This is a genomic window from Mesorhizobium sp. A556 (assembly GCF_054489545.1).
The window spans coordinates 358608-383224 of record NZ_JBTMXA010000001.1 but is presented as its reverse complement, the minus strand read 5'-3'; the positions used below and the strand labels follow the sequence as shown (position 1 = coordinate 383224).

Sequence of the window (24617 nt, the reverse complement as noted above, 5' to 3'; positions counted from 1 at the left end):
GGTCGAACGCCAACTCCATCCCTGCCGTCTCATCTGAAGCCCCCAGCCGCCATGTTCGATCTCGCCACTGAAGCAGTCATAATGCTTGCGCTTGCTGGCTTTGCAGCCGGCTTCGTCGATTCCATCGCCGGCGGCGGCGGTTTGATCACCGTGCCGGCCCTGCTGCTGGCCGGCTTCTCGCCGGTCGCAGCACTTGGTACGAACAAGTTGCAGGGGCTGTTCGGCTCCGGTTCGGCCACGCTTGCCTACGCCGCGAAAGGCCATGTGGATTTGCGCCATCAATTGCCATCCGCCCTGATGGCTCTCGCCGGCGGGGGTTTAGGCGCGCTGGCGGCGACGGTGGTGCCGGCTGCGATCCTGAGCGCCGCCCTGCCCATCGTGCTGGTCGCCATCGCGCTCTACTTCGCCATCAAGCCCAATATGGGCGACATCGACCGGGCGCGGCGCTTGTCGCCTTTTCTCTTCGGCCTGATGATCGTTCCGGCAATCGGCTTTTATGACGGCATATTCGGTCCCGGCGCCGGCTCTTTCTACATGCTCGCCTTCGTGTCGCTTGCCGGCTACGGCATCCTCAAGGCGACGGCCCATACCAAGCTTTTGAACTTCTCGTCCAATGTCGGCGGCTTTATCGTTTTCGCCTCGGTCGGCGTCGTCGCCTGGAAGATCGGCCTGCTGATGGGAGCCGCCCAGTTCCTCGGCGCGCGTCTCGGCGCGCATATGGCGATCAAAAACGGAGCGCGCCTTATCAAGCCGCTACTGGTGGTCGTATGTGTGGCACTGGCCGCAAAGCTGCTCGCTGATCCCGCCAACCCGCTCCGTTCGATGCTCGGCGTTTAAGCCAGAGAATACTATTCGGTCTTTTCGTCCAGCAGGCGGGAAACAAAGTCGAACAGGCCCGGCCGCCGGTCGCGGCGCAAGCGCTCAGCGCTGACGATGGAGCGGACTTCGCCGAAAGCGCGGTCGAGATCGTCGTTGACCACCACGAAATCATATTCCGTCCAGTGCTCGATTTCCGTCCGCGCATTCTTCAGGCGCGTCTCGATCACCGCCTCCTGGTCTTCGGCGCGGCGCTTGAGGCGTGCTTTCAATTCCTTCATCGAGGGCGGCAGGATGAAGATGGAGACAATGTCGCCCCGCATCTTCTCCTTCAACTGCTTGGCGCCCTGCCAGTCGATATCGAACAGCATGTCGCGGCCCTCGGCCATCGCCTTCTCGGCGGCTTCGCGCGGGGTAGCGTAGAAATTGCCGTGGACCTCGGCCCATTCGAGCAATTCGTCGTTGTCGCGCAGCATCTCGAACTCGCGTGGCGTGCGGAAATGATAGTGAATGCCGTCGATCTCGCTGCCGCGGCGCGGCCGGGTCGTCACGCTGACGGACAGTTCGAAGCTCTGGTCGCTCTCGATCAAATTGCGCGCAATGGTCGACTTGCCGGCGCCGGATGGCGACGAAAGCACGAGCATCAAGCCCCGGCGGCGGATGCGGGAACCGGCGTCTTTGACCACCATGGGTTACTCCAGATTCTGGACCTGTTCGCGAAACTGATCCACGACCGCCTTCAGTTCCAGACCGATGGCCGTTATCGCGGCAGCATTCGACTTAGAGCACAGCGTATTCGATTCGCGGTTGAATTCCTGCGCCAGGAAATCGAGTTTCCGGCCAACAGCGCCCCCGCCCGCCAGAAGCGCCCTGCCCGACGCCACATGCGTCTTCAGCCGGTCGATCTCCTCGCGGATGTCGGCCTTGGTGGCAAGAAAGGCCGCTTCAGCGTGCAGGCGGCTCTCGTCCAGGCTGGCGGACGCGTCCAGCAGCAGCCGCACCTGTTCGGCAAGCTTTTCCCGGATCGCCGCCGGCTCACGCGATGGATCGGCTTCGGCCGTCAGCGTCAATGCCTCGATGGCGTCAATATGGCCGCAAAGCAGTGCCAGCAGCGCCTCGCCTTCGGTGCGCCGCGCCTCTTCCAGTCCTGAAAGCGCCTGGTCGAGCGCGTGCGTTATGGCGGCGTCTATCGCGGCACGCGCCTCCTCGGTTTCGGTCGCTTCGGGAATGTCGAGAACGCCGCGCAGGGCCAGCAGCCCGTCGGCCGTGGGCGGCGCTACGCCGAACTGTTCCTCAAGACGCTTCGCCAGCCCGGCAATGTCTTTCAAAAAAGCTTCGTTGATGACCGGCTGCGCCTGCGCACCAGCGGCTCGGCCGACAGCAAGCGTCGCTTGAAAATTACCGCGTGAAAAACGTTTCTGCACCGCCTGACGAACCGCCGGCTCCAGCCGCTCGAAACCCTGCGGCAGCCGAAGGCGAACCTCGACGCTCTTGCCATTGACGGATTTGACCTCCCAGGCCAGCGCCGTGCCTTCATGCTCGGTGGCGGCGCGTGCAAACCCGGTCATGCTCTGCAGTTTCATTGCACGCTGTCCGTGCCGGTCTCGTCGCCAGCCGGCTGTTGCGCGGCTTTCGCGGCCTCGTCGGCCTGCTTTTTCTGCAGCGCCCGGTAGCGGGCAACATTCTGGTTGTGCTCTTCCAGCGTTGCGGCAAAGACGTGGCCGCCGGTTCCGTCGGCAACGAAATAGAGGTCCTTGGTCTTGGAGGGGTTGGCCACGGCTTCCAGCGCCGCGCGCCCCGGATTGGCAATAGGTGTCGGCGGCAAGCCATTGATAGCGTAGGTATTGTAGGGAGTCGCCTTATCGATGTCCGACTGATAGATGGGTCGGTCCGCCGGCTTTCCCTTGCCGCCGAACAGACCGTAGATGATCGTCGGGTCCGATTGCAGCCGCATGCCCTTGGCAAGCCGGTTCAGGAATACCGCCGCCACGCGCGAGCGCTCGTCGCCCTTGCCGGTTTCCTTTTCGACGATCGACGCCAGGGTCACAAATTCATTCACATCGGCAATCGGCAAATCGGGCGAGCGCCGCGCCCACACGTCCTCGACCAGCTTTTTCTGGTCGGCCAGAAGCTTGTCGATCATTTGCTGGCGCGTGGCCCCACGCGTGAAACGCAGCGTGTCCGTGGCGAGGCTGCCTTCCGGCGGGATGGCTGACGGCATGTCGCCGGTCAGCGCGGCCTGATCGGCCACACGCTCCAATGCCTGCTCGACGGTAAGCCCTTCCGGAATGGTCAGCGAATAAAGCACCGACTTGCCGCTCTTGAGCAATTCCATGATGTCGCGCATCGAAGCGTGGGGTCGAATCTCGTATTCGCCGGCCTTCAAGGAACCATCATTGCCGTAAGCGCGCACGCCCAGCCGGAAAACACGGGCGTCGCTGATCAGATTGCGCCGCTCGAGTTGGTCGGCGATCGTCGCCACGCCTGTTGCCGGTTTCACAAGGAACGTGTCGCCCGTGGCAGACGGCCCCGGTTCCATGAATTCCTGCTTGCCGAAATATACCGCGACGCCAGCCGCCAGGATCACCAGCATCACCGCCGAAACGAGGAAATTCATGAACACCACGATTTGGCTGCGCGAGGCGCGCGAACGCTTCGGCGGCGGCGGCGGCGTCCCCGTCTCCGGGCGCAGAGCCTCGTTCGCGGTTTTGGGCACGATGGGACCGGCAGAAGCCGGCCGCTCGCCCAATTCCCCATTATTCGCCGGCGTGATGTTCATGGCGTCCTACAATTTGATCGAGCGACGAATCCCCTCCGGCACAGTAGAGGCGAATATGGCAAAAATGGCGGCAAGATGCGCTACCGGCAGCGGCAGCCGGCAAGCCGATCAACCATTATAACGCTGGAAAACGAGCGATGCGTTGGTCCCCCCGAACCCGAAAGAATTAGACAGCGCGACATCGATCTTGCGCTTGCGCGGCTTGTTCGGAACCAGATCAATCGCCGTCTCGCGCTCCGGATTGTCGAGATTGATGGTAGCCGGAGCGATGTTGTCGCGGATGGAAAGGATGGAGAAAATCGATTCGGCAGCGCCGGCAGCGCCCAGCAGATGCCCGATCGACGACTTGGTCGAGGACATCGACACGTTGGCGGCTGCATCGCCGACCAGTCTTTCGACGGCACCGAGTTCGATCGTGTCGGCCATGGTCGAAGTGCCGTGTGCGTTGATGTAATCGACATCGGCGGGCGCGAGGTTAGCGCGCTTCAGCGCAGCAGTCATGCAACGGAACGCGCCATCGCCGTCCTCGGCGGGTGCCGTGATGTGATAGGCATCGCCGGTCAGGCCGTAGCCCGTCACTTCGGCATAAATCTTGGCGCCGCGCGCCTTGGCGTGTTCCAGTTCTTCGAGCACCACGACGCCGGCACCCTCGCCCATGACGAAACCGTCGCGGTCGCGGTCATAGGGCCGCGACGCTTTTTCCGGCGTATCGTTGCGTTCCGTGGACAGCGCCCGGCAGGCGGCAAAGCCCGCCAGCGAAAGCCGCGTTACCGGAGATTCCGCCCCGCCCGCCAGCATCACGTCCGCGTCGCCGAAGATGATCAGCCGGGCGGCGTCGCCGATCGCATGCGCGCCGGTGGAACACGCGGTGACGACGGCATGATTTGGGCCTTTCAGCCCATGCCGGATCGAAACCTGGCCGGAAACGAGATTGATGATATTGCCCGGAATGAAGAAAGGGCTGATACGGCGCGGCCCGCGCTCGTGCAGGATCAGCGCATTTTCCGCGATGCCTTCAAGGCCGCCGATACCCGAACCGATCATGACGCCGGTGGAGCAGCGCTCGACCTCGGTCGTCGGTTCCCACCCGGAATCCTTCAACGCTTCGTCGGCGGCCGCGATCCCGTACAGGATGAAGTCGCCGATCTTGCGCAATTCCTTGGGCTCAAGGAACGCCTCGGGATTGAACGTGCCGTCGCTGCCGTCACCACGAGGAATGACGTGGGCGATCTTGCATGCAAGATCGTCCACCCGAAACTCGGTCACGATTTTGGCAGCACTTCGGCCCGTCAGTAACTGCTTCCAGCTATGCTCGAAGCCCATTCCAAAAGGCGAAATCAGACCAAGGCCTGTGACGACGACACGCCTCATCGCAGGTCCTCCCGATAAATGCGGAAAGCTTTACGCCGAAGCCTTGTCGATGAACTTCACGGCATCGCCAACCGTCAGGATGGTCTCGGCCGCATCGTCCGGGATCTCGACGCCGAATTCTTCTTCGAAGGCCATGACGAGTTCGACCGTGTCGAGGCTGTCCGCGCCCAAATCGTCGATGAAGCTCGCCTGATCCGTCACCTTCTCGGCATCGACGCCGAGATGCTCGATAACGATCTTCTTGACGCGCTCTGCGGTGTCACTCATGTGGGCATCCTCGTCTTTTGTTTGTCTGTCTTCGTTAGCGGGCCGAATGCCGCTAATCAAGCTGAAAGATAATTCCTGCCCGAACGCAACGGACACGGTTCCTTGGCAGAACCGCTAGGGCAAGCGCCGAATACACGATTATCGGGAGAGGTCCAACGCCAAATGGCGGCTTTTCCCCATCCGTCAAATTCCCATGCGTCAGCTTCTCATGCGTCAGATCATCGCCATGCCGCCATTGACGTGCAGAGTCTGCCCGGTGACGTAGCCGGCCTCGTTCGAGGCCAGGTAGGCAACCGCCGATGCGACTTCGGCGCTGGTGCCCATGCGCCGCGTCGGAATAGCGGCCATAAGCGCCTCTTTCTGCTTGTCGTTCAGCTTGTCGGTCATCGCCGATTCGATAAAGCCGGGCGCGACGCAGTTGACGGTGATGTTGCGGGTGGCGATCTCCTGCGCCAGCGATTTGGAAAAGCCGATCATGCCGGCCTTGGCGGCGCAATAATTCGTCTGGCCCGGATTGCCGGTGACGCCGACGACCGAGGTAATGTTGATGATGCGGCCGTGGCGGCGGCGCATCATCGGATGCGTCAGTTCGCGGGTAAGCCGGAAAACAGCCGTCAAATCCACTTCGAGGACCGAATCCCAATCGGCATCGGACATGCGCACGAACAGGCCGTCCTTGGTGATGCCGGCATTGTTGACGAGGATATCGACCCCTTCCAGATCGGCTTCCGCCTTCTGGCCGAGCGCCTTGACCGCGTCGCGGTCGGAAAGGTCCGCAGGGAAAAGCTTGACCCGCTCCCCCAGTTCGGACGCCAGCGCCTCGAGCTTCTCAACGCGCGTGCCATGCAGGCCGACGGTTGCGCCCTGCGCATGCAGGATCCGCGCGATCGCTTCGCCTATGCCGCCCGAAGCGCCGGTGACGAGAGCCTTGCGGCCGGTCAGGTCGAACATTCTCTTCTCCTCGAGAGCACGCCCTTCACACGGGGCGAGGTCGAACTTATGCGGTCAGGCGAAAGCTGCCAACACCGCATCGATGTCGGCCGGCCCGTTGACCGCCCCGAGCGCAAGTTCGCGATTGATCCGCCGCGCCAGGCCGGACAAAACCTTGCCCGCGCCGACTTCATACAGCGTATCGACGCCATTGACGCCGAACCACTCCACCGTTTCGCGCCAGCGCACGCGTCCCGTCACCTGTTCGACCAACTGCCGGGCAATTTGCTCGGGGTCGCTGGACGGGGCTACCGACACATTGGCGACAACCGGCACGATGGGCGCGTTCTTCGTCACGCCGGCCAGCGCCTCGCGCATCACCTCGGCGGCGGGAGCCATCAGGGCGGAGTGGAACGGGGCCGACACTTGGAGCATCAGCGCGCGCTTGGCGCCCTTTTCCGTACACAGCCGGGCTGCCAGTTCGACCGCCGCCTTTGCTCCGGAAATCACCAATTGCCCGCCGCCATTGTCGTTGGCGATCTGGCAGACCGAGTCTTTTGCCGCTTCGGTACAGGCGGCTTCCACATCGGCCTGCTCAAGGCCGATGATCGCCGCCATGGCGCCCTCGCCGGCCGGCACCGCGGCCTGCATGGCATTGCCGCGAATGCGAAGCAGCCGCGCCGCGTCGGCCACGGACACGAAGCCGGCGGCAGCCAGCGCCGAATATTCGCCCAGCGAATGGCCGGCGACATAAGCCACCTTGTCCTTCAGCGCCAATCCGCGCGATTCGAGCGCCCGGATGGCCGCCAGCGAAACCGCCATCAGCGCCGGCTGCGCATTGGCTGTCAGCGTCAGCGTCTCTTCCGGCCCTTCCCAGATCAGCTTCGACAGATTTTCACCGAGCGCATCGTCGACTTCCTGAAATACGGCGCGCGCTACCGGAAAGGCGTCCGCAAGGTCCTTGCCCATGCCGACGGCCTGGCTGCCCTGCCCCGGAAACGTGAATGCTACGGCCATGCCCCTGTCCCCGTGTTCTCATGTTCAAGGTGCCTGTTGCGCAGAGACGCGGCACAAGTCAAGCCGCAAGGCCGTTCCGGCAGCCGCCAACCTTCCGGTTTCATGCACCTTTTCAGCGATCACTCATGATTAAAACCGCACACGATTTGTTTGCCGGCTCTTCCCATTTTGGACAAAGACTTTAGGTGATTGTGACAGTGCGATGACGTTTGGATGACGCCTTTACGTATCGGGGAGTGTTTGAGTTGGCAAAGAATATCGCAGGTACGGGCGCAACCGCGTCCAGCCATGCCAAAGATATCGACGCCATGTCACGTGGCGCAGGAGTCTGGTGCGCCGTGCGATACGGTCTCGCCTCGCTTGCGGCGTCCGCCGTCCTGGTTTTCACGATCGAACTCATATTCCGGGGCGATCTGGCCGGTACGGTCGGCTTTTTCCTGCAGCCCTTCAAGCCGGCCTGGACCACCATCATCGTATTCACCCTCGTCCTCATCGGGCTGGATGCCATTCTTGGCCGCAAATACCAGAGCCTTGTCGCCGTAGCCCCGCTTACCCTGGTTCTGGCCTTTATCGGTCATCAGAAGTCGCTCTATCTGGGCGACCCGCTCTACCCCACCGACTTCCTCTACGCCCGCCAGATCGTCGAACTGTTGCCGCTTCTGGTGCGCGAGCGGCCCTTGGCCGGCATTGCCATGGGTGTCGGCGTCGTCCTATTTCTTGCGCTGCTGGTATTTGCCTGGCGCTTGTGGCGCAGCCGGATGCCGGCACTGACGTACAAGGGGCGGATGGCGCGGCTCGTGCTTACCCTGCCGCTGCTCGCCTTCTTCGTCTCGATCATGGACTATGCGACGTTTTCCTGGACGCGCGACCGGCTCCAGATCATCCCGATGATGTGGGACCAGAAGGAAAATTACAATTCCAACGGTTTCGCGCTGGCCTTCGCGCTCAACGTGCCGATGGCGCATGTCTCGGCCCCGGCAGGCTATTCCGACAAGGCGCTTGCCGCGATCGCAAGGCCGGAGGCGGCAGCCTCCGTGCCTGCCGAAAAGCCCGACATCATCGTCGTCATGAGCGAATCCTTCTGGGATCCGACCAGCCTGCCCAACGTGACGATCACGCCCGATCCCATTCCCACGGTTCGGGCGCTGCGCGCCGGCTCGGTCTTTTCGCCCGAATTCGGCGGCATGACGGCCAACATCGAGTTCGAGGCGCTGACCGGCTTCTCCAATGCCTTCTTGCCGGCCGGCAGCATTCCCTACCAGCAATATGTGCGCGCGCCGATCCCGTCGATGGCGACCTTCCTCAAGAGCGAGGGCTATGCCACGCGCGCCATTCATCCCGGCACGAACTGGTTCTGGAACCGCACGCCCGTCTATGCCGACTTCGGCTTCGATAGTTTCGGGTCGGAAGAAAACCTGCCGCCGATGCAAAAACGCGGCCCCCTTGCCTCCGATGCCGCGATGACCGACGAGATCATCCGCGAGGCGGATGCGACCGACGATCCGTTCTTCTTCTTTGCGGTCAGCCTGCAAAATCACGGCCCCTACGAGCCGAATCGCTATCCCGATCCGAGCCATGACGTGCAGGCGCAGACGAGCGACTGGGCGCGCGCTTCGCTTCAAAGCTACGCCGAGGGCGTCGCCGATGCGGATCGCGGCCTGCAACGGCTTCTCGACTGGGCAAAAAAGCGCGAACGGCCAACCGTCATAGCCTTTTTTGGCGACCATCTGCCGCCGCTGGGGCCGGTTTATGTCGAAACGGGCTTCCTCAAGGACAATGTCGCGCCGCGCAAGGAGAAGCCCGACCTGATGCGCCAGCACCACGAGACGCCGCTGGTACTGTGGTCGAACAAGACCGGTCCGGTGAAGGATGTGGGCGCCATCAGCCCGGCCTTCCTGCCGCTCCATGTCTTGAACACGGCCGGCATAACGCATCCCTACTATACGGGTTTCCTGGGCGCGTTGAACGAGCGCTACCACGTCATCGACCGCAACCTCCTGCTGTCGGCCGAGGGCGATGCGACGCCCGACTGGGCGCAGCAAAAGGAGATCGACCCGTCGATCCGAGATTTCCGCTTCCTGCAATACGACATCATGTTCGGCAAGCGCCGCGCCGCGCCGGACTTCTTCCCGGAGTCGGTCAACAAGCTGGTAGCGCATACAAGCTGAAAACGGCAGGCAGGCACACCCCTAGTGGGCTTGACTTTCCGGGCGTGTCCTTTATGTGTCGCGCCAAGTTTCCCGCGCCCGGACGTTTTGCCGTGCTCAAGCGGCGCGAACCTCACGACAAATGACGGACGAGTAACATGGCCAAAGCCGCAAATATCAAGATCAAGCTTCTGTCGACCGCCGACACCGGTTTCTTCTACGTGACCAGCAAGAACAGCCGCACCAAGACGGACAAACTGTCGTTTCGCAAATACGACCCGGTCGCCAGGAAGCACGTCGAATTCAAGGAAACCAAGATCAAGTAATCTGGTTTTCTCGTTCGAGACAAAAGGCCGTCCATTGGGCGGCCTTTTTGTTTGTCCCGATCTGCCCGCACAAAAAGAAACCCCACCCCGATCGATTCGGAATGGGGCTCCATTTTCGGAGTAAAAGGGGGCCGGCCAACGGTTGGCAGCGGTACGAGGAGGCCACTATGTGCCAGCGTCGGCCGGCCGACCCCACGGACCCAGGAGATGCGGCGGACCTGAGCATCATGGGGTATGCTTTCAGGCGTCCAGCAATTCCCACGCGCCGGCGCCTGTCTGAACAGGACACTTGCGCAACCGCTAATGGAAATCAACGGTTTCTTAACCACGGCCATCGATTCGATGGGATTAAGGTAAATTCCTAACCCTATCCGAACACAGGAGAATTCGTCCCGGGCGCCGTCAGGCCCACAGGCTTGGCGATGCACGGCGTGGCTTTCATGGAGCATTTGAACCGGTGCAAAGCCCGGTTTTGAGTTCGAGCCGCGACTGTCGCTGGTCTCGACACCGATCAGGCTGCCTTGGCGACAACCCGGTTGCGGCCGCCGCTCTTGGCCTCGTAGAGCGCGAGGTCGGCGCGCTTCATCAGCGCTTCGACCGTGTCCGGCCCCTTCAGGATCGACGACACGCCGACGCTGACCGTGACCTCCACCGTCTTTCCATCATGGCCGATGGCAAAGGGCAGTTGCGCGATCTCGGCGCGGATGCGTTCGGCCACTTTCTCGGCCACTAAACCCTCGGTGTCGGGCATCACGACGACGAATTCCTCGCCGCCGAAGCGGCAGGCGAGGTCGATGCCGCGCACGTTCTTGCGCAGCCGCCGGGCGAATTCGCGCAGCACGTCGTCACCGCCATCATGGCCGTGCGTGTCGTTGACGGACTTGAAGCGGTCCAGATCCGTTATCATGATCGACAAGGGACGCCGCCGCGTCATGGCGCGGTCGAACAGCGTCTGCAGATGGCTGTCCAGATAGCGGCGGTTGTGAAGGCCGGTCAGCCCGTCCGTCACCGCCATCTCGATGGTTTGCGTGACGCTGGCGCGCAATTGGTCGTTGTAGCGCTTGCGGCGGACCTGCGTGCGCAGCCTGGCCGTCAGTTCGTGCTGGTCGATAGGCCGGGTGAGATAGTCGTTGATACCGAGTTCGAGGCCGCGGATGATGCGCTGGTCCTCGCCCACATCGGCCAGCAGAATGATCGGCAGGAAGCGGGTGCGGTCCAGCGACCGTAGTTGAGAGCAAAGCCGGAGCGGATCGAACTCCGCGAATGCCGTCGACACGATGATGCAATCATACGGCGTTTCCGCCGCCTGGAAAAAGCCCACATGCGGGTCCGTGCAGACATCAATCTCCGCAATGGTGCGCAGCATTTTCTGAACGCGCTCGAACGAAGAGCGCCGCTCGTCGATCAAAAGCACTTTCGGAATGGTGTCCGCCGACGTGAAAGTCCGGCTCAGCAGTTCCTCGATGCCGATATCGCGCGTGGTCGAGGCACGCAGGCGCAACTCGTCGGTCAGCATTTTCAGCCGGACGAGGCTTTTGACCCGCGTCATCAGTTGCAAATCGTTGACAGGCTTTGTCAAAAAATCGTCTGCGCCTGCTTCAAGGCCACGCACCCGGTCCGAAACCTGGTCGAGCGCGGTAATCATCACCACGGGAATATGCGACGTGGCCGGATCGCTCTTGAGGCGCTTGCAGACCTCGAACCCATCCATGCCGGGCATCATGACGTCGAGCAGCACGACATCGACCTTGCCGTTCTCGCAGGTTTCGATGGCATCCGGCCCGTTGGAAGCGGTCAGCACCTCGAAATACTCCGACAGCAGCCGGGCTTCGAGCAGCCTCACATTGGCAGGAATATCATCCACGACAAGAATGCGGGCTGTCATGTCAACAATCTCCAGAGCGTCATCGCGCAGGCATCATGCGTCGCCCAGATAGGACTTGATGGTTTCGATAAAGCGCGGCACGGAGATCGGCTTGGAGATATAGGCCTCGCAGCCGCCCTGACGAATGCGCTCCTCGTCGCCTTTCATGGCAAAGGCGGTCACGGCGATGACCGGGATGACACGGAGTTCGTCGTCCTCCTTCAGCCATTTCGTCACCTCGAGCCCAGAGACCTCCGGAAGCTGAATGTCCATGAGAATGAGGTCGGGCTTGTGCAGACGCGCCAGATCGAGCGCCTCGAGGCCGTTACGCGTACGCACGGTTTCATACCCGCTGGCCTCTATGAGGTCGCGAAAGAGCTTCATGTTAAGCTCGTTGTCTTCGACGATCATAACCTTTTTTGGCATTATCTTCCCGTTCCGGCCCGCTACGTGTGGACCGCAGCCGCCATGAATTTCCTTCCAGAGCGGACCAAACCCGGTTGTAACCATACGTCAAGATGATTGACGAAACGGAAACCCCTATGGTCGAAAGCGGCGTATCGACAAATTGACGACAGACTTGGCTTGCCGCCCGCCGTGCTTGGCGCTACTTCGGGACCGAATTCGATGGCCTCTCCCAAAGGTAACAATGGCAAACACAACGTCAATGCGTGAAGAAGCCGAGGCGCTCGCCGTCAACGCGCTCGGCTTCGTCGCGTCCGACCCGGAATTGCTGCCGCGCTTCCTGGCGATTACCGGCATCGAGGCCGGTTCGATAAGACAGGCGGCCCGCGAACCCGGCTTTCTGGCCGGCGTCCTGCAATTCATCCTCGCCCATGAGCCGACGCTGATGCGCTTCGCCGAAGAGACCGGCACCCCCCCAGCCGCCGTCGGCAAGGCGCTGCGCGCGCTGCCCACCGGCGACGACAACAACGAGTACTCGACATGAGCGACGATCCCGAGACAGCCCGCCAGATCGAGGAACTGGCGGCGGACGACCGCCCGCTGCTCGTGCTCGACGTCGATGACGTCGTGCTGGAGTTCATCCGCCCGTTTCCGCGGTTTCTTCAGGCCCGCGGCTTTTGCCTGACGATCAATTCGTTTCGCCTCACCGGCAACATCGCCGAACAGGAAAGCCGAAGGCTGATCGAGCAGAAAGAGGTAGGGGCCTTGCTCGACGAGTTTTTCGATGGGCAGGCCGACTGGCAGGAAATAACCGACGGCGCAGCCGACGCGTTATCCGATCTGGGAAAGCGGGTCGAAATTGTACTTTTGACGGCGATGTTCCACCGCCACCGCGCCACGCGCCGCGCCCATCTCGACGCCCTCGGCCTCAACTATCCCCTGCTTACCACCGAAATGGCCAAGGGACCGGCGGTCGCGAAACTGCGCGGCAGCAAGGGGCGGCCCGTCGCCTTTGTCGACGACCAGCCCTCAAACCTCATCTCGGCACGCCAGTCTGTCGAAGATGCGCACCTCTTCCACCTGATGGCGGACAATTCGCTGCGCCAGTTCCTGCCGCCGCTTCCCGACGACATCGTCTCCGTCCACGACTGGCGCGAGGCCGCGCCCAAGATCGCACAGGCGCTCGGCGTCTGAGTTGTCAAAGCACCAGCCGCATCAGCGGTCGGCCTGCCTTGCGCTCCACCATCCGCTCGAAACCGGCCCGTTCAAACACCCGCGAGGAGCCGACGAACAAGCCGATCGAGCGCGAATCCCTGGATAAGTCCATTGGGCAAGCCTCGACAAATCGCGCGCCATTTTCGCGCGCGAATGCGATTCCGCCCTCGACCAGGCGATGCGTCAACCCCTTGCCCCGCGCTTTCGAGCGGATGAAAAAGCACGAAATCGCCCACACGGCCGGATCCAGTGCCTCGGCTGCATCGAGGGGTGCTGAACCCCTGCCCGCATTGTTCCATTCGGGCACGTCCGCGCGCGGGCCGATCTGCATCCATCCGACGGCATTCTCGTCGTCAAAGGCAAGCAGGCCGGGCGGCGGGCCGGATTCGATACGCGCCTTGATGTGGTCCCTGTTGCGCTGACGATCATTTTCGCGGCGCACGGCCGGAGGCAGCCTGAAATGCGTGCACCAGCAGCCATAGCAAGCCCCCTGTTTGCCGAACAAATCCTCGAAATCGGGCCATAGCCCGCCCGTCACCGGCGCGATCGTTATGGTCACAGGTTCCTCCTGCCCCGCCTTGTCGCCCGACACGAACTAACGTAGGATTGCCATCGTTCTCTTTATGTTCGCAGATTATGGCCGCGCCTGTCAACGCTCCCGATCACGGTTTTTGCCGCGACTGCCTGAGCCTTCAGCGCGGCGTGGCCGGGCGTTGCGACCAGTGCGGCAGCCCGCGTCTGGTGCGGCATCGCGAACTCTACCAACTGCATCTGGCCCATATCGACTGTGATGCATTTTATGCTTCCGTTGAAAAGCGCGACGATCCGAGCCTGAAGGACAAGCCCGTCATCATCGGCGGCGGCAAGCGCGGCGTAGTTTCGACCGCCTGCTACATCGCCCGTATCCAGGGCGTGCGTTCGGCCATGCCGATGTTCAAGGCGCTCGAAGCCTGCCCGGAAGCCGTCGTCATCAAGCCGGACATGGAAAAATACGTCCGTGTCGGGCGCGAAGTGCGCGCCATGATGCAGGCACTGACCCCACTGGTCGAGCCGATCTCCATCGACGAAGCCTTCCTGGACCTAGCCGGCACCGAGCGGCTGCATGGCCTGCCGCCGGCGCTGGTGCTGGCCCGCTTCGTGATCGCCGTGGAGAAGGAAATCGGCATCACCGTGTCGGCCGGCCTTTCCTATTGCAAATTCCTGGCCAAGATCGCGTCGGATTTTCGCAAGCCGCGCGGCTTTTCCGTCATTGGCGAAGCCGAAGCCGTGGGCTTTCTGGCGGAGCAGCCGGTGACCATGATCTGGGGCGTGGGCAAAGCATTTTCCGCCACGCTCGAACGCGACGGCATTCGCAGCATCGGCCAGTTACAGCGCATGGAGCGCGGCGACCTGCTGCGGCGCTACGGTACGATGGGCGAGCGGCTTTATAGCCTGTCACGCGGCCAGGACAATCGCCGCGTCATTTCCGAGCGCGATTCCAAAAGCGTCTCGGCCGAAACCACGTTCGACACCGATCTGGCCAGCGCGGATGACCTCGTGCCTGTGCTGCGGGCGCTCTCGGAAAAGGTCTCGGCCCGGTTGAAGAAAGCCGGCCTCGCCGGGCGCACTGTCGTGCTGAAACTGAAAACGCAGGATTTCAAGACGCGCACCCGTAATCGCCAACTGGACGATCCCACCCGCCTTGCGGATCGCATTTTCCAGACCGGCCTGCACCTGATGGGCAAGGAACTCGACGGAACGAAGTACCGTCTTCTCGGCATCGGCGTCAGCGACCTGTCGGACTCCGAAAAAGCCGATCCGCCCGATCTGGTCGACGTGCAGGCGCGCAAGCGGGCCATGGCCGAAGGCGCGATCGACGCGCTGCGCGACAAGTTCGGCGGCAAGGCGGTGGAAACCGGCTATACGTTCGGCAAGGGCCATCGCGGCCGCCCTTCCCGCCCCGACGAAGAGGATGGCCCCGAAATCCAGCATCCCTGGGAGCGGAACTAGGCCCTCTCCACAGGTTTCATCCGTGGTCCAGTCGATTGAAGCGTCTAGCGATTGCCGGGCGTGGCCGCGCCTGCGAGATAGCGCTCATGACACCTGCCCCCTCCATGCTCAAAGCCGCCTTCTGGATGGCGCTTGCGATCGCCTCGTTTCTAACGATGACTGTCGCCGGCCGTGAAACGACCGACGTGCTGAACGTCTTCCAGGTGCTGGAACTGCGTTCGCTGATCGGCCTCGTCATCCTCATGCCGCTGGTACTGGCCAGCGGTGGCTTGTCCGCCATGCGCTCGGCCCGCCCGTGGATGCATGTCGGGCGCAACGTCGCGCATTACATAGGGCAAGGCCTGTGGCTTTATGCACTCACCCTGATACCGCTGGCGGTGCTGATTTCCATCGAATTCACAACACCGATCTGGACCGCTGTGCTGGCTGTCGGCTTCCTCGGCGAAAAACTGAGCAGGGCTCGGCTGGCATCGATCATGCTGGGCCTGGTAGGCGTCATCGTCATCGTGCGGCCCGGCGCCGCCGGATTGAGTTCCGGCGAGTTCATGGTGCTAGCCGCCGCCGTCTGCTTCGGCATTTCGATGGTCATGGTAAAATCGATGACGCGCATCGAGAGCGTGGTGCGCATCATCTTCTGGATGCTGGTCATCCAGTCGGTGCTTGGCCTTGTTCCCGCGCTCTACGAATGGCGCAATCCGCCGCTTGAACTTTGGCCGTGGATTTTCGTGATCGCCTTTACCGGCATGTCATCGCATTTCTGCCTGGCCAGGGCGTTGACCTATGCCGATGCGACATTGATTTCGCCCATGGATTTCCTGCGCGTGCCGCTGTCGGCGCTGCTTGGCTGGCTCGTCTACAGCGAACAGGTCGATATGCTGACCGCCGCCGGCGCCATGCTGATCCTCATGGGCAATCTTCTCAACATCCAGCGGCGCAAGCGCGCGGCGGTGGAAGCGGTTTAAGCATCGGACCCGAAAAGTGGATGCCGGTTTTCGGATAAGGGAAAAAATCAGTCGTTGTTGTCGGGTATGTTGAGCAGGTGGCCGCAGGCCTTGCAGTGAACCGCATCCGGTTCATGCCGCTGCAGCCCGCACTCCGGGCACGGAAAAAACACCTTTACCGGCCGGAAAATGGATTGCGCCAGCCGCACGAACAGCGAAATGCCGATAATCATGGTGACGATCGCCGTCAGCTTGCCAGCGATCCCCGGCAGGACGATGTCGCCGAAACCGGTCGTCGTAACTGTCGCCACGGTGAAGTAAAAGGCGTCGACATAGCCCGCCAGGCCGGAACCGTCGCGGAAGAAGAACGTGTAGACAAAACCGGTGATGACCAACAGGAAGGTCAACAGGTTTACGACAGCATGGCTTGTCTCGCGCCATGCCTTCAAGGAGCGCATTTCCAGATGCCGCCACAAGGCGCCGCTGCGCGACAACGACCATAGCCGCAAAATGCGCAGGAAGCCGAAATTGGCGAGCGCGGTCGGAAACAAAAGCGTCAGCAAGATGAAGAAATCGACGAGAAAGGTCGGCTGCCGCGTCAAGCGGGGCATATCGGTCGAAGCGAGAAGCCGGGCGATCATGTCGGCCGCGACCAGGGCGGCGACCGAATAATCCAGCCACAGGAATGTCCGTGTTTCCTGAAGCATCGGGGTGGCGATGAAGAAGGCGATGATGGCGATATCGATGGCGACCATCGCCAGCCGGAACCGAAACGCAGCCGGGCTGTTGCCGTGATAGAGCTTGCGCAGTCTATCGCGCAGCCGCGCAATGGCTGAAATATCCTGCTGTTCGTCGCTCTTTTTGTCTGCCTTCATGTCATGGCGATAGCGTTCGCGACGGCTGCCGTCCAGTGGAACCGATGCAGGCGGCAAACCCGGTCACACCAGTTCCACTTCCACGACCCCCGGCACCGCGCGCATGGCCGAGGCGATCTGCGGCGAGATGCGGTAGCGGTTGGGCAATTCGATCTCCACCTCGCCCTGGTTGGCGTCCTTGAGCACGATGATGCTTACCTGCCCCTCGCCCTTTGCCGCCAACTGCCCCGAAAGCGTGCCGAGCGGGGCTGCATCGCGCACGAAAATGCGCAACGCAGTCTGTATCCGGCTCGCCTCCTCTTCCAGCGACTGCACGCCGTTGATGCGTAGATTGACGCCCTCCGGCCGATCTTCGGCGGCCACGGTTATGACCACGGACCTGCCCGCTTCGAGCAGGTCGCGATACTGGGCAAGCGCTTCGGAAAACAGCACAGCCTCGTACTGACCGGTCGTGTCGGAAAACGTCACGACGCCCATCTTGTTGCCGGTGCGCGTCTTGCGCTCCTGCTTGGAGGTCACTGTTCCAGCCAGCCGGCCGGCTGAAGCGCCGCGCTTGACGGCTGCGGAAAACTCGCCCCAGTTCTGCACCCGCATCTTCTGGAGCGCGTCCTTGTATTCATCGAGCGGATGCGCCGAAAGATAGAAGCCGACGACCTGGAATTCGCGGTGCAGGCGGTCTGCGGCCAGCCACGCATCGACCGCCGGCAGGTTGAGCGCCTGCGACTGGCTGCCCAGCGACGCGCCGAAAATATCGGCCTGCCCGGAAGCCGCGTTCTGCTGCGCCAGCGCGCCCAGCCCCATCATCCGTTCGACGCCCGCCATCATCGATGCCCGGTCATGGCCGAAGCAATCGAGCGCGCCGGCCGTAATCAGGCTTTCAAAGACGCGCTTCCCGACAATCTTCGGGTCGATCCGCTCGCAAAAATCCGCCAGGCTCTTGAACGGCCCGTCCTTGCGCTTTTCAACGATATGCTCGACAGCGGCATCGCCGACACCCTTGAGGGCGGCCAACGAGTAGAAAATACGGTTCTCGCCGACCTCAAAGGCGCGAAAACTGCTCGTTACCGACGGCGCGACCACGTCGATGCCGAGGCGTAATGCATCCTGGCGGAAATCGGCCAGCTTGTCGGTGTTGCCCATGTCGAGCGTCATCGACGCCGCCAGGAATTCGACCGGGTAATGCGCCTTCAGATACGCCGTCTGGTAGGAAACGACCGCATAGGCGGCGGCATGCGACTTGTTGAAGCCGTAGTCGGCGAACTTCGCCAGAAGGTCGAAGATGAAATCGGCCTGCGGCTTGCCGACGCCGCGCTCCACCGCACCGGTGACAAAGCGCTCGCGCTGCTTGTCCATCTCGGCGCGGATCTTCTTGCCCATGGCGCGGCGCAGGAGATCGGCCTCGCCCAGCGAATAGCCGGAAAGCTCCTGCGCGATCTGCATCACCTGTTCCTGATAGACGATGACGCCCTGCGTCTCCTTCACCAGATGATCGATCTTGGGGTGGATGGAGGCCAGTTCCTCCTCGCCATGCTTTCTGGCGTTGTAGGTGGGAATATTCTCCATCGGCCCCGGCCGGTAGAGCGCGACCAGCGCGATGATGTCCTCGATGCAGTCGGGCTTCATGCCGAGCAGCGCCTTGCGCATGCCCGCACTTTCCACTTGGAACACGCCGACCACTTCGCCGCGCGACAGCATGGCGTAGGTCTTCTCGTCGTCCAGCGGAATATGCGCCAGGTCGATGTCGATGCCGCGCCGGGCGATCAGTTTCACCGCCTTGTCCAGAACGGTAAGCGTCTTCAGCCCGAGAAAGTCGAATTTAACCAGCCCGGCCTGCTCGACATATTTCATGTTGAACTGCGTGACCGGCATGTCCGAGCGCTGGTCGCGATACATCGGCACCAGATCGGACAACGGCCGGTCGCCAATGACGATACCCGCCGCGTGCGTGGAAGCGTGGCGGTAAAGCCCTTCCAGCTTCTGCGCCATGTCGAGCAGGGTCTGCACGATCGGCTCTTTCTCGGCTTCCTCGGCAAAGCGCGGCTCGCCCTCGATGGCCTGGCCTAGCGACACCGGATGCGCCGGGTTCTGCGGCACCATCTTGCACAGCCGGTCGACCTGGCCGTAGGGCATTTGCAGCACGCGGCCGACATCGCGCAACACCGCGCGCGCCTGCAGCGTACCGAAGGTGATGATCTGCCCGACCTGGTCGCGCCCGTAGCGTCGCTGAACGTAGCGGATCACTTCTTCACGCCGGTCCTGGCAGAAATCGATGTCGAAGTCGGGCATCGACACGCGCTCGGGATTGAGGAAGCGCTCGAACAGCAGCGAGAAACGCAGCGGATCGATGTCGGTGATGGTCAGCGCATAGGCGACCAGCGAACCCGCGCCCGAACCACGCCCCGGTCCCACGGGAATCCCCTGCGCCTTGGCCCATTTGATGAAGTCGGCGACGATGAGAAAGTAGCCGGGGAACTGCATGCGCTCGATGATGCCGAGTTCGAAGGCAAGCCGCTCTTTATATTGCTCGACCGTATGGCCGGCGGTCGGTCCGTGCACGGCAAGTCGCGCCTCCAACCCTTCCCACGCCTGCCGGGAAAGCTCCTCGGCCTCGGCCTTCAGCGCAGCATCCGCGTCGGCAATGTCGCCGCCGGTAAAGCGCGGCAGGATCGGCGCACGGGTTTGCGGATAATAGGAACAGCGCAGCGCAATCTCGACCGTGTTGTCGATGGCTTCCGGCAGATCGGCGAACAGTTTCGCCATTTCCGCCTGGCTTTTCAAAAAATTGTCCGGCGACAGGCGACGGCGGTTGTCGGCGGCGACAACCGAGCCTTCGGCAATGGCGATCAGCGCATCATGCGCCTCGTAATCGTCGCGCACGGAGAAAAAGGCTTCATTGGTGGCGACGAGCGGCAGTTCATGGGCATAGGCCAGATCGATCGAACCCTGCTCGATTGCGCGATCATAAGTGCCGACCCGTTCCAGTTCTACATAGAGGCCGTCGCCGAACAGGCCCTTCAAGGCAAGGAGCCGCGCTTCCGCAAGATCGCGGCGATCCTCCCGGATCGCATTGCCGATTGGCCCGCGCGGCCCGCCCGTCAGGCAGATCAGCCCGTCGCAATTCCCGGCCATCATCTCGGTGGTCAGATGCACCGGCTCGCCGGGCGGTGTCTCCAGATAGACCCGGCTCACCATGCGCACGAGATTGGCATAACCCGTTTCGGTTGCCGCAATCAGGACGACGGGGCGCATCTCCGGCCCCTGCCTGCGCCGATCGCGCTGGCCATCGCTGTTTTCGCCTGAAAAGGCGAGATCGACCTGGCAGCCGATAAGCGGCTGGATGCCTTCCTTGACCGCCTTCTGCGCGAATTCCAGCGCGCCGAACAAATTATTGGTGTCGGTGACGGCGATGGCCGGGGCCTCGTCTTTCACCGCATGGGCGACGACCTTGGGAAGTTGAAGCGCGCCTTCAAGCAGCGAATAGGCCGAATGGACGCGCAGGTGGATGAACGGGCGCGCCGGCGCTTCCGGCCGGGCCGCCTGTTGCATCGCCTCGCGCCGGAGCGGGTCGCGCGGAAGTTTCTGGTCTGCCATGATGTGCGCGCCGTTCGAAAAGGACTCGTGGATTGATCGAATGTACTGTCCCGGACCGGACCTTGCCAGTCCAGTCGAAAACCACACGCAACCACAGGCTTTTAGATCAACACCCGATGTGTTAACATGTACACAAACCAACACAAGGCGTCACCATGGCCGCAAGCACCACCGTCACCATCCGCGTCAGTACCGAACTCAATGAAAAGCTCGGCCAGTTGGCGTATGGTACAAGGCGCAGCAAATCCTTCCTCGCGGCCGAGGCCGTTTCCGCCTATGTCGAGCGCGAACTCGAAATCATTGAAGGCATCAAGCGAGGTTTGGAAGATGTGGACGCCGGTCGTGTCGTTCCACATGAAGATGCGATGGCGGAAATCCACGCCATGATCGAAAACGCAAGAGGTCGAAAGGATTGATACGCGCCGTCCAATGGTCGCGTGATGCCCTGGACGACCTCAAAGGCCAGATTGCATACATCATCCAAGATAACCCGAACGCCGCCCACCGGATTGCAGATCGCATACACGGCACAGGTACGCTGCTGGGTGAAATGGCAACAGGCCGGCCGGGGCGCGTTTCAGGAACGTATGAAAAACCTGTGACAGGCCTGCCCTATATCATCGCTTACACGATCCGTGCCCAAAACAGCCGGGAGATCATATCTATCCTGCGTGTGATCCACACTTCACGCAATTGGCCTCACGATGAATGGCCGGAATAGGCAAATTACCGCTTCACCTCACCTTACGCAAACTCCATGATCACCGCATCGACCGCCAGACTGTCTCCCTGCTTGGCGTTCAGCTTGGAAACCGTCAGGTCGCGCTCGGCGCGCAGCACGTTTTCCATCTTCATCGCCTCGACCACTGCCAGCGTGTCACCGGCCTTGACCTCCTGCCCCTCGGTAACGGAAATCGACACGATCAGGCCCGGCATCGGGCAAAGAAGCAGCTTCGAAGTGTCCGGCGCGACCTTCTCCGGCATCAGTTTTTCCAGTGCGGCGGTGCCGGGCAGCATGGTCAGTGCGGTGACGGCCATGCCCTTCCACGCGATGCGGATACCGTTGGGCAGCGGCCGCAACTGCGCGACAACCAGACGGTCGCCAACCGTGCCGCGCCAGACGGCATCGCCCGGCCGCCAGTCGGACGCCACCGTCAGTCCCTTGCCGCGCTCGATCGACAGGTCGACTTCCATCGGAATGGAGATCATGCCCTCGAGGATTTCAACAGGCAGATAGTCCTCGCCCAGCTTGACCATCCAATCGCGCTGCAACGCGCCCGAATGCGGCGCCAGCCGGCCGCCCAGCCGGTCGAGCCGGTCCTTGCGCAGCAATTCGACCACGACAGCGATCGAAGCGAGTACCGCCTTTTCGTCCTTGTTCGGAACGATGGCCGAAAATCCGCCCGGGTATTCCTCGGCGATGAAGCCGGTCGAAAGCCGTCCTTCGCGCCAGCGCGGGTGCTGCATCAACGCGGAAAGGAACGGGATGTTGTGCTCGATGCCATCGACCACGAAACTGTCGAGCGCGTGCGACATCGCATCGATCGCCGCTATCCGTGTTGGCGCCCAGGTGCACAGCTTGGCCAGCATCGGGTCGTAGAACATCGAGATTTCCGAACCTTCCGTCACGCCCGTATCGTTGCGGATGACGATGTCACCGAATTTTCCCTCCTCCGGCGGCCGATAGCGGGTCAACCGCCCGATCGAGGGCAGGAAGTTCCGGTAAGGGTCTTCGGCGTAGAGCCGGCTTTCGACCGCCCAGCCGTTCAGCTTTACGTCGGATTGTTGGATCGCCAGCTTTTCGCCGGCAGCAATCCGGATCATCTGCTCGACCAGATCGACGCCGCTGATGAGTTCCGTCACCGGATGCTCGACCTGCAAACGCGTATTCATTTCAAGGAAGTAGAAGTTTTTCTGCGCATCGACGATGAACTCGACGGTGCCCGCGCTCTGGTAATCGACGGCTTTCGACAGCGCCACGGACTGCTCGCCCATGGCCTTGCGCGTTGCTTCGTCCAGAAACGGCGACGGCGCTTCCTCGACGACCTTCTGGTTGCGGCGCTGGATCGAGCATTCGCGCTCGCCGAGATAAATGCAGTTTCCGTGCGCGTCACCCAGCACCTGGATTTCGATATGGCGCGGGTCGACCACGAATTTCTCGATGAAAACGCGGTCGTCGCCGAACGAACTCTTGGCTTCGGAGCGGGCGCGGTCGAAGCCGTCGCGCACCTCCGCCTGGCTCCAGGCGATTCGCATGCCCTTGCCGCCGCCGCCGGCCGATGCCTTTATCATCACCGGATAGCCAACCTCGCCCGCGATCTTCTCGGCATGATCGGCATTTTCGATGACCCCGAGATAACCGGGGACCGTACTAACCTTGGCGGCGTTGGCGAACTTCTTCGATTCGATCTTGTCGCCCATCGCGCGGATGGCTTTCGGCTTCGGCCCGATGAAGACGATGCCTTCGGCCTCCAGCGCCTCGCAGAAACTGGCGCGCTCGGAGAGGAAACCGTAGCCGGGATGCACGGCCTGCGCGCCGGTCTGTTTGCAGGCGGCGATGATCTTTTCGGGGAGAAGATAGCTTTGCGCCGCAGGCGCCGGCCCGATATGCACCGCCTCGTCCGCCATTTCGACATGCATCGCGTGACGGTCGGCATCCGAATAGACCGCGACCGTCGCGATGCCCATCTTGCGGGCCGTCTTGATGACGCGGCAAGCGATTTCGCCCCGGTTGGCGATCAGAATTTTCGAAAACATGCGGGCGTCATCCTCATAAGCGGAGCCTCCTTGTATGGTCATCGGCAACGCCGCTCAAGCAGGAACAACGTCTGGCCCTATTGCGGCATCATGGTCGGGGAACATTACGCAATCCGGCTTGCCCCACGCGCCCGGACTGATAGCTTCTGCGAACTCAAATCCCCGATTGTCGAATTATCCTGGAGAAATCGCCTTATGAAGACCCGTGCCGCAGTCGCCGTTGGAGCCGGAAAGCCGCTGGAGATCATGGAGGTCGATCTCGAAGGCCCGCGCGAAGGCGAGGTCCTTGTCGAGATCAAGGCGACCGGCATCTGCCACACCGACGAGTTCACGCTGTCGGGTGCCGACCCGGAGGGTATTTTCCCCGCCATCCTCGGCCATGAGGGCGCGGGCATCGTCGTCGATGTCGGCAAGGGCGTGACCTCGCTCAAGAAGGGCGACCATGTCATCCCGCTCTACACGCCAGAATGCCGCGAATGCTATTCCTGCCTGTCGCGCAAGACGAATCTGTGCACCGCCATCCGCACCACGCAGGGCCAGGGCGTTATGCCGGATGGCACCAGCCGCTTCTCCATCGGCAAGGACAAGATCTTCCATTACATGGGCTGCTCGACGTTTTCGAACTTCACCGTGCTGCCCGAGATCGCGCTGGCCAAGGTCAACCCGGACGCGCCCTTCGACAAGATCTGCTATATCGGCTGCGGCGTCACCACCGGCATCGGTGCTGTCATCAACACCGCCAAGGTCGAGATCGGGGCTACGGCTGTTGTGTTCGGGCTGGGCGGCATCGGCCTCAACGTGCTGCAGGGGCTGCGCCTTGCCGGTGCCGACATGATCATCGGCGTCGACCTCAACAACGACAAGAAGGAATGGGGCGAGCGCTTCGGCATGACGCATTTCGTCAATCCGAAGGAGATCGACGGCGACATCGTGCCCTATCTGGTCAACCTGACCAAGCGCGGCGCCGACCAGATCGGCGGCGCCGACTACACCTTCGATTGCACCGGCAACACCAAGGTGATGCGCCAAGCCCTGGAAGCTTCGCATCGCGGCTGGGGCAAGTCGGTGGTCATCGGCGTTGCGGGTGCCGGCCAGGAAATCTCCACCCGTCCGTTCCAATTGGTCACCGGCCGCACCTGGATGGGCACCGCCTTCGGCGGCGCGCGCGGCCGCACCGACGTGCCGAAAATCGTCGATTGGTACATGGAAGGAAAAATCCAGATCGATCCGATGATCACCCACACCATGCCGCTGGAAGACATCAACAAGGGCTTCGACCTGATGAACCAGGGCAAGTCGATCCGCTCCGTCGTGCTCTACTGATCCA

Annotated in this window: 24 protein-coding genes; 11 read left to right on the top strand and 13 right to left on the bottom strand. The window is 62.1% G+C overall.

The window, feature by feature from the left end; genetic code table 11:
• Window positions 1–51 precede the first annotated feature (51 nt).
• Window positions 52–837 (top strand): TSUP family transporter, encoded by a 786-nt coding sequence (locus ACX3P0_RS01900; RefSeq protein ID WP_459086161.1) that lies wholly within the window; start codon window positions 52–54, stop codon window positions 835–837.
• An 11-nt stretch (window positions 838–848) separates the two neighbouring features.
• On the opposite strand, the gene gmk is transcribed toward ACX3P0_RS01900, so the two are convergent.
• The 3 genes from gmk to mltG are packed head-to-tail and all read right to left on the bottom strand — an operon-like array spanning window position 849 to window position 3433.
• On the bottom strand, window positions 849–1505 hold the full coding sequence (gene gmk / locus ACX3P0_RS01895; RefSeq protein WP_459086159.1) for a guanylate kinase: 657 nt from the start codon (window positions 1503–1505) through the stop codon (window positions 849–851).
• Between the two features lie 3 nt (window positions 1506–1508).
• Window positions 1509–2399 carry a YicC/YloC family endoribonuclease gene (locus ACX3P0_RS01890; RefSeq protein ID WP_459086157.1) on the bottom strand — a complete coding sequence of 297 codons (891 nt, stop codon included), beginning with the start codon at window positions 2397–2399 and terminating at the stop codon, window positions 1509–1511.
• The gene (mltG, locus tag ACX3P0_RS01885) at window positions 2396–3433 is read right to left on the bottom strand and encodes an endolytic transglycosylase MltG (protein ID WP_459078484.1); all 1038 of its coding nucleotides are present in this window, start codon (window positions 3431–3433) and stop codon (window positions 2396–2398) included. Before mltG ends, ACX3P0_RS01890 begins: the two co-directional genes overlap by 4 nt.
• Here mltG and ACX3P0_RS01880 point away from each other — a divergent pair.
• Window positions 3432–3716, top strand: a complete 285-nt coding sequence (locus tag ACX3P0_RS01880) for a hypothetical protein (RefSeq protein ID WP_459086155.1) — start codon at window positions 3432–3434, stop codon at window positions 3714–3716. The two genes, mltG and ACX3P0_RS01880, sit on opposite strands and share 2 nt — an antisense overlap.
• Here the strand turns inward: ACX3P0_RS01880 and fabF are convergent.
• From fabF to fabD, 4 genes are all read right to left on the bottom strand, one after another.
• Window positions 3704–4966, bottom strand: a complete 1263-nt coding sequence (gene fabF, locus ACX3P0_RS01875) for a beta-ketoacyl-ACP synthase II (protein WP_459086154.1) — start codon at window positions 4964–4966, stop codon at window positions 3704–3706. The genes ACX3P0_RS01880 and fabF overlap by 13 nt on opposite strands.
• A 30-nt stretch (window positions 4967–4996) precedes the next feature.
• A complete protein-coding gene (locus ACX3P0_RS01870) occupies window positions 4997–5233 on the bottom strand; it encodes an acyl carrier protein (protein WP_378222279.1) in 237 nt (78 codons plus the stop codon).
• A gap of 213 nt (window positions 5234–5446) precedes the next feature.
• On the bottom strand, window positions 5447–6184 hold the full coding sequence (gene fabG, locus ACX3P0_RS01865) for a 3-oxoacyl-[acyl-carrier-protein] reductase (protein WP_459086152.1): 738 nt from the start codon (window positions 6182–6184) through the stop codon (window positions 5447–5449).
• Window positions 6185–6238: 54 nt separating this feature from the next.
• The gene (gene fabD / locus ACX3P0_RS01860) at window positions 6239–7180 is read right to left on the bottom strand and encodes an ACP S-malonyltransferase (RefSeq protein ID WP_459078488.1); all 942 of its coding nucleotides are present in this window, start codon (window positions 7178–7180) and stop codon (window positions 6239–6241) included.
• 308 nt (window positions 7181–7488) lie between these two features.
• On the opposite strand from fabD, the gene ACX3P0_RS01855 reads away from it, so the two are divergent.
• Window positions 7489–9348 carry an LTA synthase family protein gene (locus ACX3P0_RS01855; protein ID WP_459086848.1) on the top strand — a complete coding sequence of 620 codons (1860 nt, stop codon included), beginning with the start codon at window positions 7489–7491 and terminating at the stop codon, window positions 9346–9348.
• Between the two features lie 137 nt (window positions 9349–9485).
• Window positions 9486–9653, top strand: a complete 168-nt coding sequence (gene rpmG / locus ACX3P0_RS01850) for a 50S ribosomal protein L33 (RefSeq protein WP_080919382.1) — start codon at window positions 9486–9488, stop codon at window positions 9651–9653.
• Window positions 9654–10164: 511 nt separating this feature from the next.
• Here rpmG and ACX3P0_RS01845 read toward each other — a convergent pair.
• On the bottom strand, window positions 10165–11538 hold the full coding sequence (locus tag ACX3P0_RS01845; RefSeq protein WP_459078489.1) for a PleD family two-component system response regulator: 1374 nt from the start codon (window positions 11536–11538) through the stop codon (window positions 10165–10167).
• A 33-nt stretch (window positions 11539–11571) separates the two neighbouring features.
• A complete protein-coding gene (locus ACX3P0_RS01840) occupies window positions 11572–11928 on the bottom strand; it encodes a response regulator (protein WP_459078566.1) in 357 nt (118 codons plus the stop codon).
• Window positions 11929–12166: 238 nt separating this feature from the next.
• Here ACX3P0_RS01840 and ACX3P0_RS01835 point away from each other — a divergent pair, with 238 nt between their 5' ends.
• Window positions 12167–12466 (top strand): DUF3572 domain-containing protein, encoded by a 300-nt coding sequence (locus ACX3P0_RS01835; RefSeq protein WP_459078490.1) that lies wholly within the window; start codon window positions 12167–12169, stop codon window positions 12464–12466.
• A complete protein-coding gene (locus ACX3P0_RS01830; RefSeq protein ID WP_459086150.1) occupies window positions 12463–13116 on the top strand; it encodes a hypothetical protein in 654 nt (217 codons plus the stop codon). Before ACX3P0_RS01835 ends, ACX3P0_RS01830 begins: the two co-directional genes overlap by 4 nt.
• A gap of 4 nt (window positions 13117–13120) precedes the next feature.
• Here ACX3P0_RS01830 and ACX3P0_RS01825 read toward each other — a convergent pair whose 3' ends face one another.
• Entirely contained in the window at window positions 13121–13696 is a 576-nt protein-coding gene (locus ACX3P0_RS01825; RefSeq protein WP_459086148.1) for a GNAT family N-acetyltransferase, read from the bottom strand.
• A gap of 77 nt (window positions 13697–13773) precedes the next feature.
• On the opposite strand from ACX3P0_RS01825, the gene ACX3P0_RS01820 reads away from it, so the two are divergent.
• Window positions 13774–15126, top strand: a complete 1353-nt coding sequence (locus ACX3P0_RS01820) for a DNA polymerase IV (protein WP_459086146.1) — start codon at window positions 13774–13776, stop codon at window positions 15124–15126.
• A gap of 86 nt (window positions 15127–15212) precedes the next feature.
• Window positions 15213–16088, top strand: a complete 876-nt coding sequence (locus ACX3P0_RS01815; RefSeq protein WP_459086144.1) for a DMT family transporter — start codon at window positions 15213–15215, stop codon at window positions 16086–16088.
• A gap of 47 nt (window positions 16089–16135) precedes the next feature.
• Here ACX3P0_RS01815 and ACX3P0_RS01810 read toward each other — a convergent pair whose 3' ends face one another.
• Complete coding sequence (locus tag ACX3P0_RS01810; protein ID WP_459078567.1) at window positions 16136–16942, bottom strand: potassium channel family protein; 807 nt, start codon at window positions 16940–16942, stop codon at window positions 16136–16138.
• 63 nt (window positions 16943–17005) lie between these two features.
• Complete coding sequence (gene dnaE / locus ACX3P0_RS01805; RefSeq protein ID WP_459086142.1) at window positions 17006–20533, bottom strand: DNA polymerase III subunit alpha; 3528 nt, start codon at window positions 20531–20533, stop codon at window positions 17006–17008.
• Window positions 20534–20688: 155 nt separating this feature from the next.
• Between dnaE and ACX3P0_RS01800 the strand changes: the two genes are divergently transcribed.
• Both ACX3P0_RS01800 and ACX3P0_RS01795 read left to right on the top strand, forming a co-directional pair.
• Window positions 20689–20949 carry a CopG family ribbon-helix-helix protein gene (locus ACX3P0_RS01800; protein ID WP_459086141.1) on the top strand — a complete coding sequence of 87 codons (261 nt, stop codon included), beginning with the start codon at window positions 20689–20691 and terminating at the stop codon, window positions 20947–20949.
• Complete coding sequence (locus ACX3P0_RS01795) at window positions 20946–21254, top strand: type II toxin-antitoxin system RelE/ParE family toxin (protein WP_459078497.1); 309 nt, start codon at window positions 20946–20948, stop codon at window positions 21252–21254. Before ACX3P0_RS01800 ends, ACX3P0_RS01795 begins: the two co-directional genes overlap by 4 nt.
• A gap of 23 nt (window positions 21255–21277) precedes the next feature.
• Here the strand turns inward: ACX3P0_RS01795 and ACX3P0_RS01790 are convergent, their stop codons facing one another.
• Window positions 21278–23290 carry an acetyl-CoA carboxylase biotin carboxylase subunit gene (locus ACX3P0_RS01790; RefSeq protein WP_459086139.1) on the bottom strand — a complete coding sequence of 671 codons (2013 nt, stop codon included), beginning with the start codon at window positions 23288–23290 and terminating at the stop codon, window positions 21278–21280.
• 195 nt (window positions 23291–23485) lie between these two features.
• Here ACX3P0_RS01790 and ACX3P0_RS01785 point away from each other — a divergent pair, with 195 nt between their 5' ends.
• Window positions 23486–24613: an S-(hydroxymethyl)glutathione dehydrogenase/class III alcohol dehydrogenase gene (locus ACX3P0_RS01785; protein WP_459078499.1), complete on the top strand. Its 1128-nt coding sequence runs from the start codon at window positions 23486–23488 to the stop codon at window positions 24611–24613.
• Window positions 24614–24617 lie beyond the last annotated feature (4 nt).

Bases quoted from the DNA above. Each gene is read 5' to 3' on its own strand.
- ACX3P0_RS01900 (WP_459086161.1), top strand. From the start codon at position 52: ATGTTCGATCTCGCCACTGAAGCAGTCATAATGCTTGCGCTTGCTGGC.
- gmk (WP_459086159.1), bottom strand. From the start codon at position 1,505: ATGGTGGTCAAAGACGCCGGTTCCCGCATCCGCCGCCGGGGCTTGATG.
- ACX3P0_RS01890 (WP_459086157.1), bottom strand. From the start codon at position 2,399: ATGAAACTGCAGAGCATGACCGGGTTTGCACGCGCCGCCACCGAGCAT.
- ACX3P0_RS01880 (WP_459086155.1), top strand. From the start codon at position 3,432: ATGAACACCACGATTTGGCTGCGCGAGGCGCGCGAACGCTTCGGCGGC.
- mltG (WP_459078484.1), bottom strand. From the start codon at position 3,433: ATGAATTTCCTCGTTTCGGCGGTGATGCTGGTGATCCTGGCGGCTGGC.
- fabF (WP_459086154.1), bottom strand. From the start codon at position 4,966: ATGAGGCGTGTCGTCGTCACAGGCCTTGGTCTGATTTCGCCTTTTGGA.
- ACX3P0_RS01870 (WP_378222279.1), bottom strand. From the start codon at position 5,233: ATGAGTGACACCGCAGAGCGCGTCAAGAAGATCGTTATCGAGCATCTC.
- fabG (WP_459086152.1), bottom strand. From the start codon at position 6,184: ATGTTCGACCTGACCGGCCGCAAGGCTCTCGTCACCGGCGCTTCGGGC.
- fabD (WP_459078488.1), bottom strand. From the start codon at position 7,180: ATGGCCGTAGCATTCACGTTTCCGGGGCAGGGCAGCCAGGCCGTCGGC.
- ACX3P0_RS01855 (WP_459086848.1), top strand. From the start codon at position 7,489: ATGTCACGTGGCGCAGGAGTCTGGTGCGCCGTGCGATACGGTCTCGCC.
- rpmG (WP_080919382.1), top strand. From the start codon at position 9,486: ATGGCCAAAGCCGCAAATATCAAGATCAAGCTTCTGTCGACCGCCGAC.
- ACX3P0_RS01845 (WP_459078489.1), bottom strand. From the start codon at position 11,538: ATGACAGCCCGCATTCTTGTCGTGGATGATATTCCTGCCAATGTGAGG.
- ACX3P0_RS01840 (WP_459078566.1), bottom strand. From the start codon at position 11,928: ATGATCGTCGAAGACAACGAGCTTAACATGAAGCTCTTTCGCGACCTC.
- ACX3P0_RS01835 (WP_459078490.1), top strand. From the start codon at position 12,167: ATGGCAAACACAACGTCAATGCGTGAAGAAGCCGAGGCGCTCGCCGTC.
- ACX3P0_RS01830 (WP_459086150.1), top strand. From the start codon at position 12,463: ATGAGCGACGATCCCGAGACAGCCCGCCAGATCGAGGAACTGGCGGCG.
- ACX3P0_RS01820 (WP_459086146.1), top strand. From the start codon at position 13,774: ATGGCCGCGCCTGTCAACGCTCCCGATCACGGTTTTTGCCGCGACTGC.
- ACX3P0_RS01815 (WP_459086144.1), top strand. From the start codon at position 15,213: ATGACACCTGCCCCCTCCATGCTCAAAGCCGCCTTCTGGATGGCGCTT.
- ACX3P0_RS01810 (WP_459078567.1), bottom strand. From the start codon at position 16,942: ATGAAGGCAGACAAAAAGAGCGACGAACAGCAGGATATTTCAGCCATT.
- dnaE (WP_459086142.1), bottom strand. From the start codon at position 20,533: ATGGCAGACCAGAAACTTCCGCGCGACCCGCTCCGGCGCGAGGCGATG.
- ACX3P0_RS01800 (WP_459086141.1), top strand. From the start codon at position 20,689: ATGGCCGCAAGCACCACCGTCACCATCCGCGTCAGTACCGAACTCAAT.
- ACX3P0_RS01790 (WP_459086139.1), bottom strand. From the start codon at position 23,290: ATGTTTTCGAAAATTCTGATCGCCAACCGGGGCGAAATCGCTTGCCGC.
- ACX3P0_RS01785 (WP_459078499.1), top strand. From the start codon at position 23,486: ATGAAGACCCGTGCCGCAGTCGCCGTTGGAGCCGGAAAGCCGCTGGAG.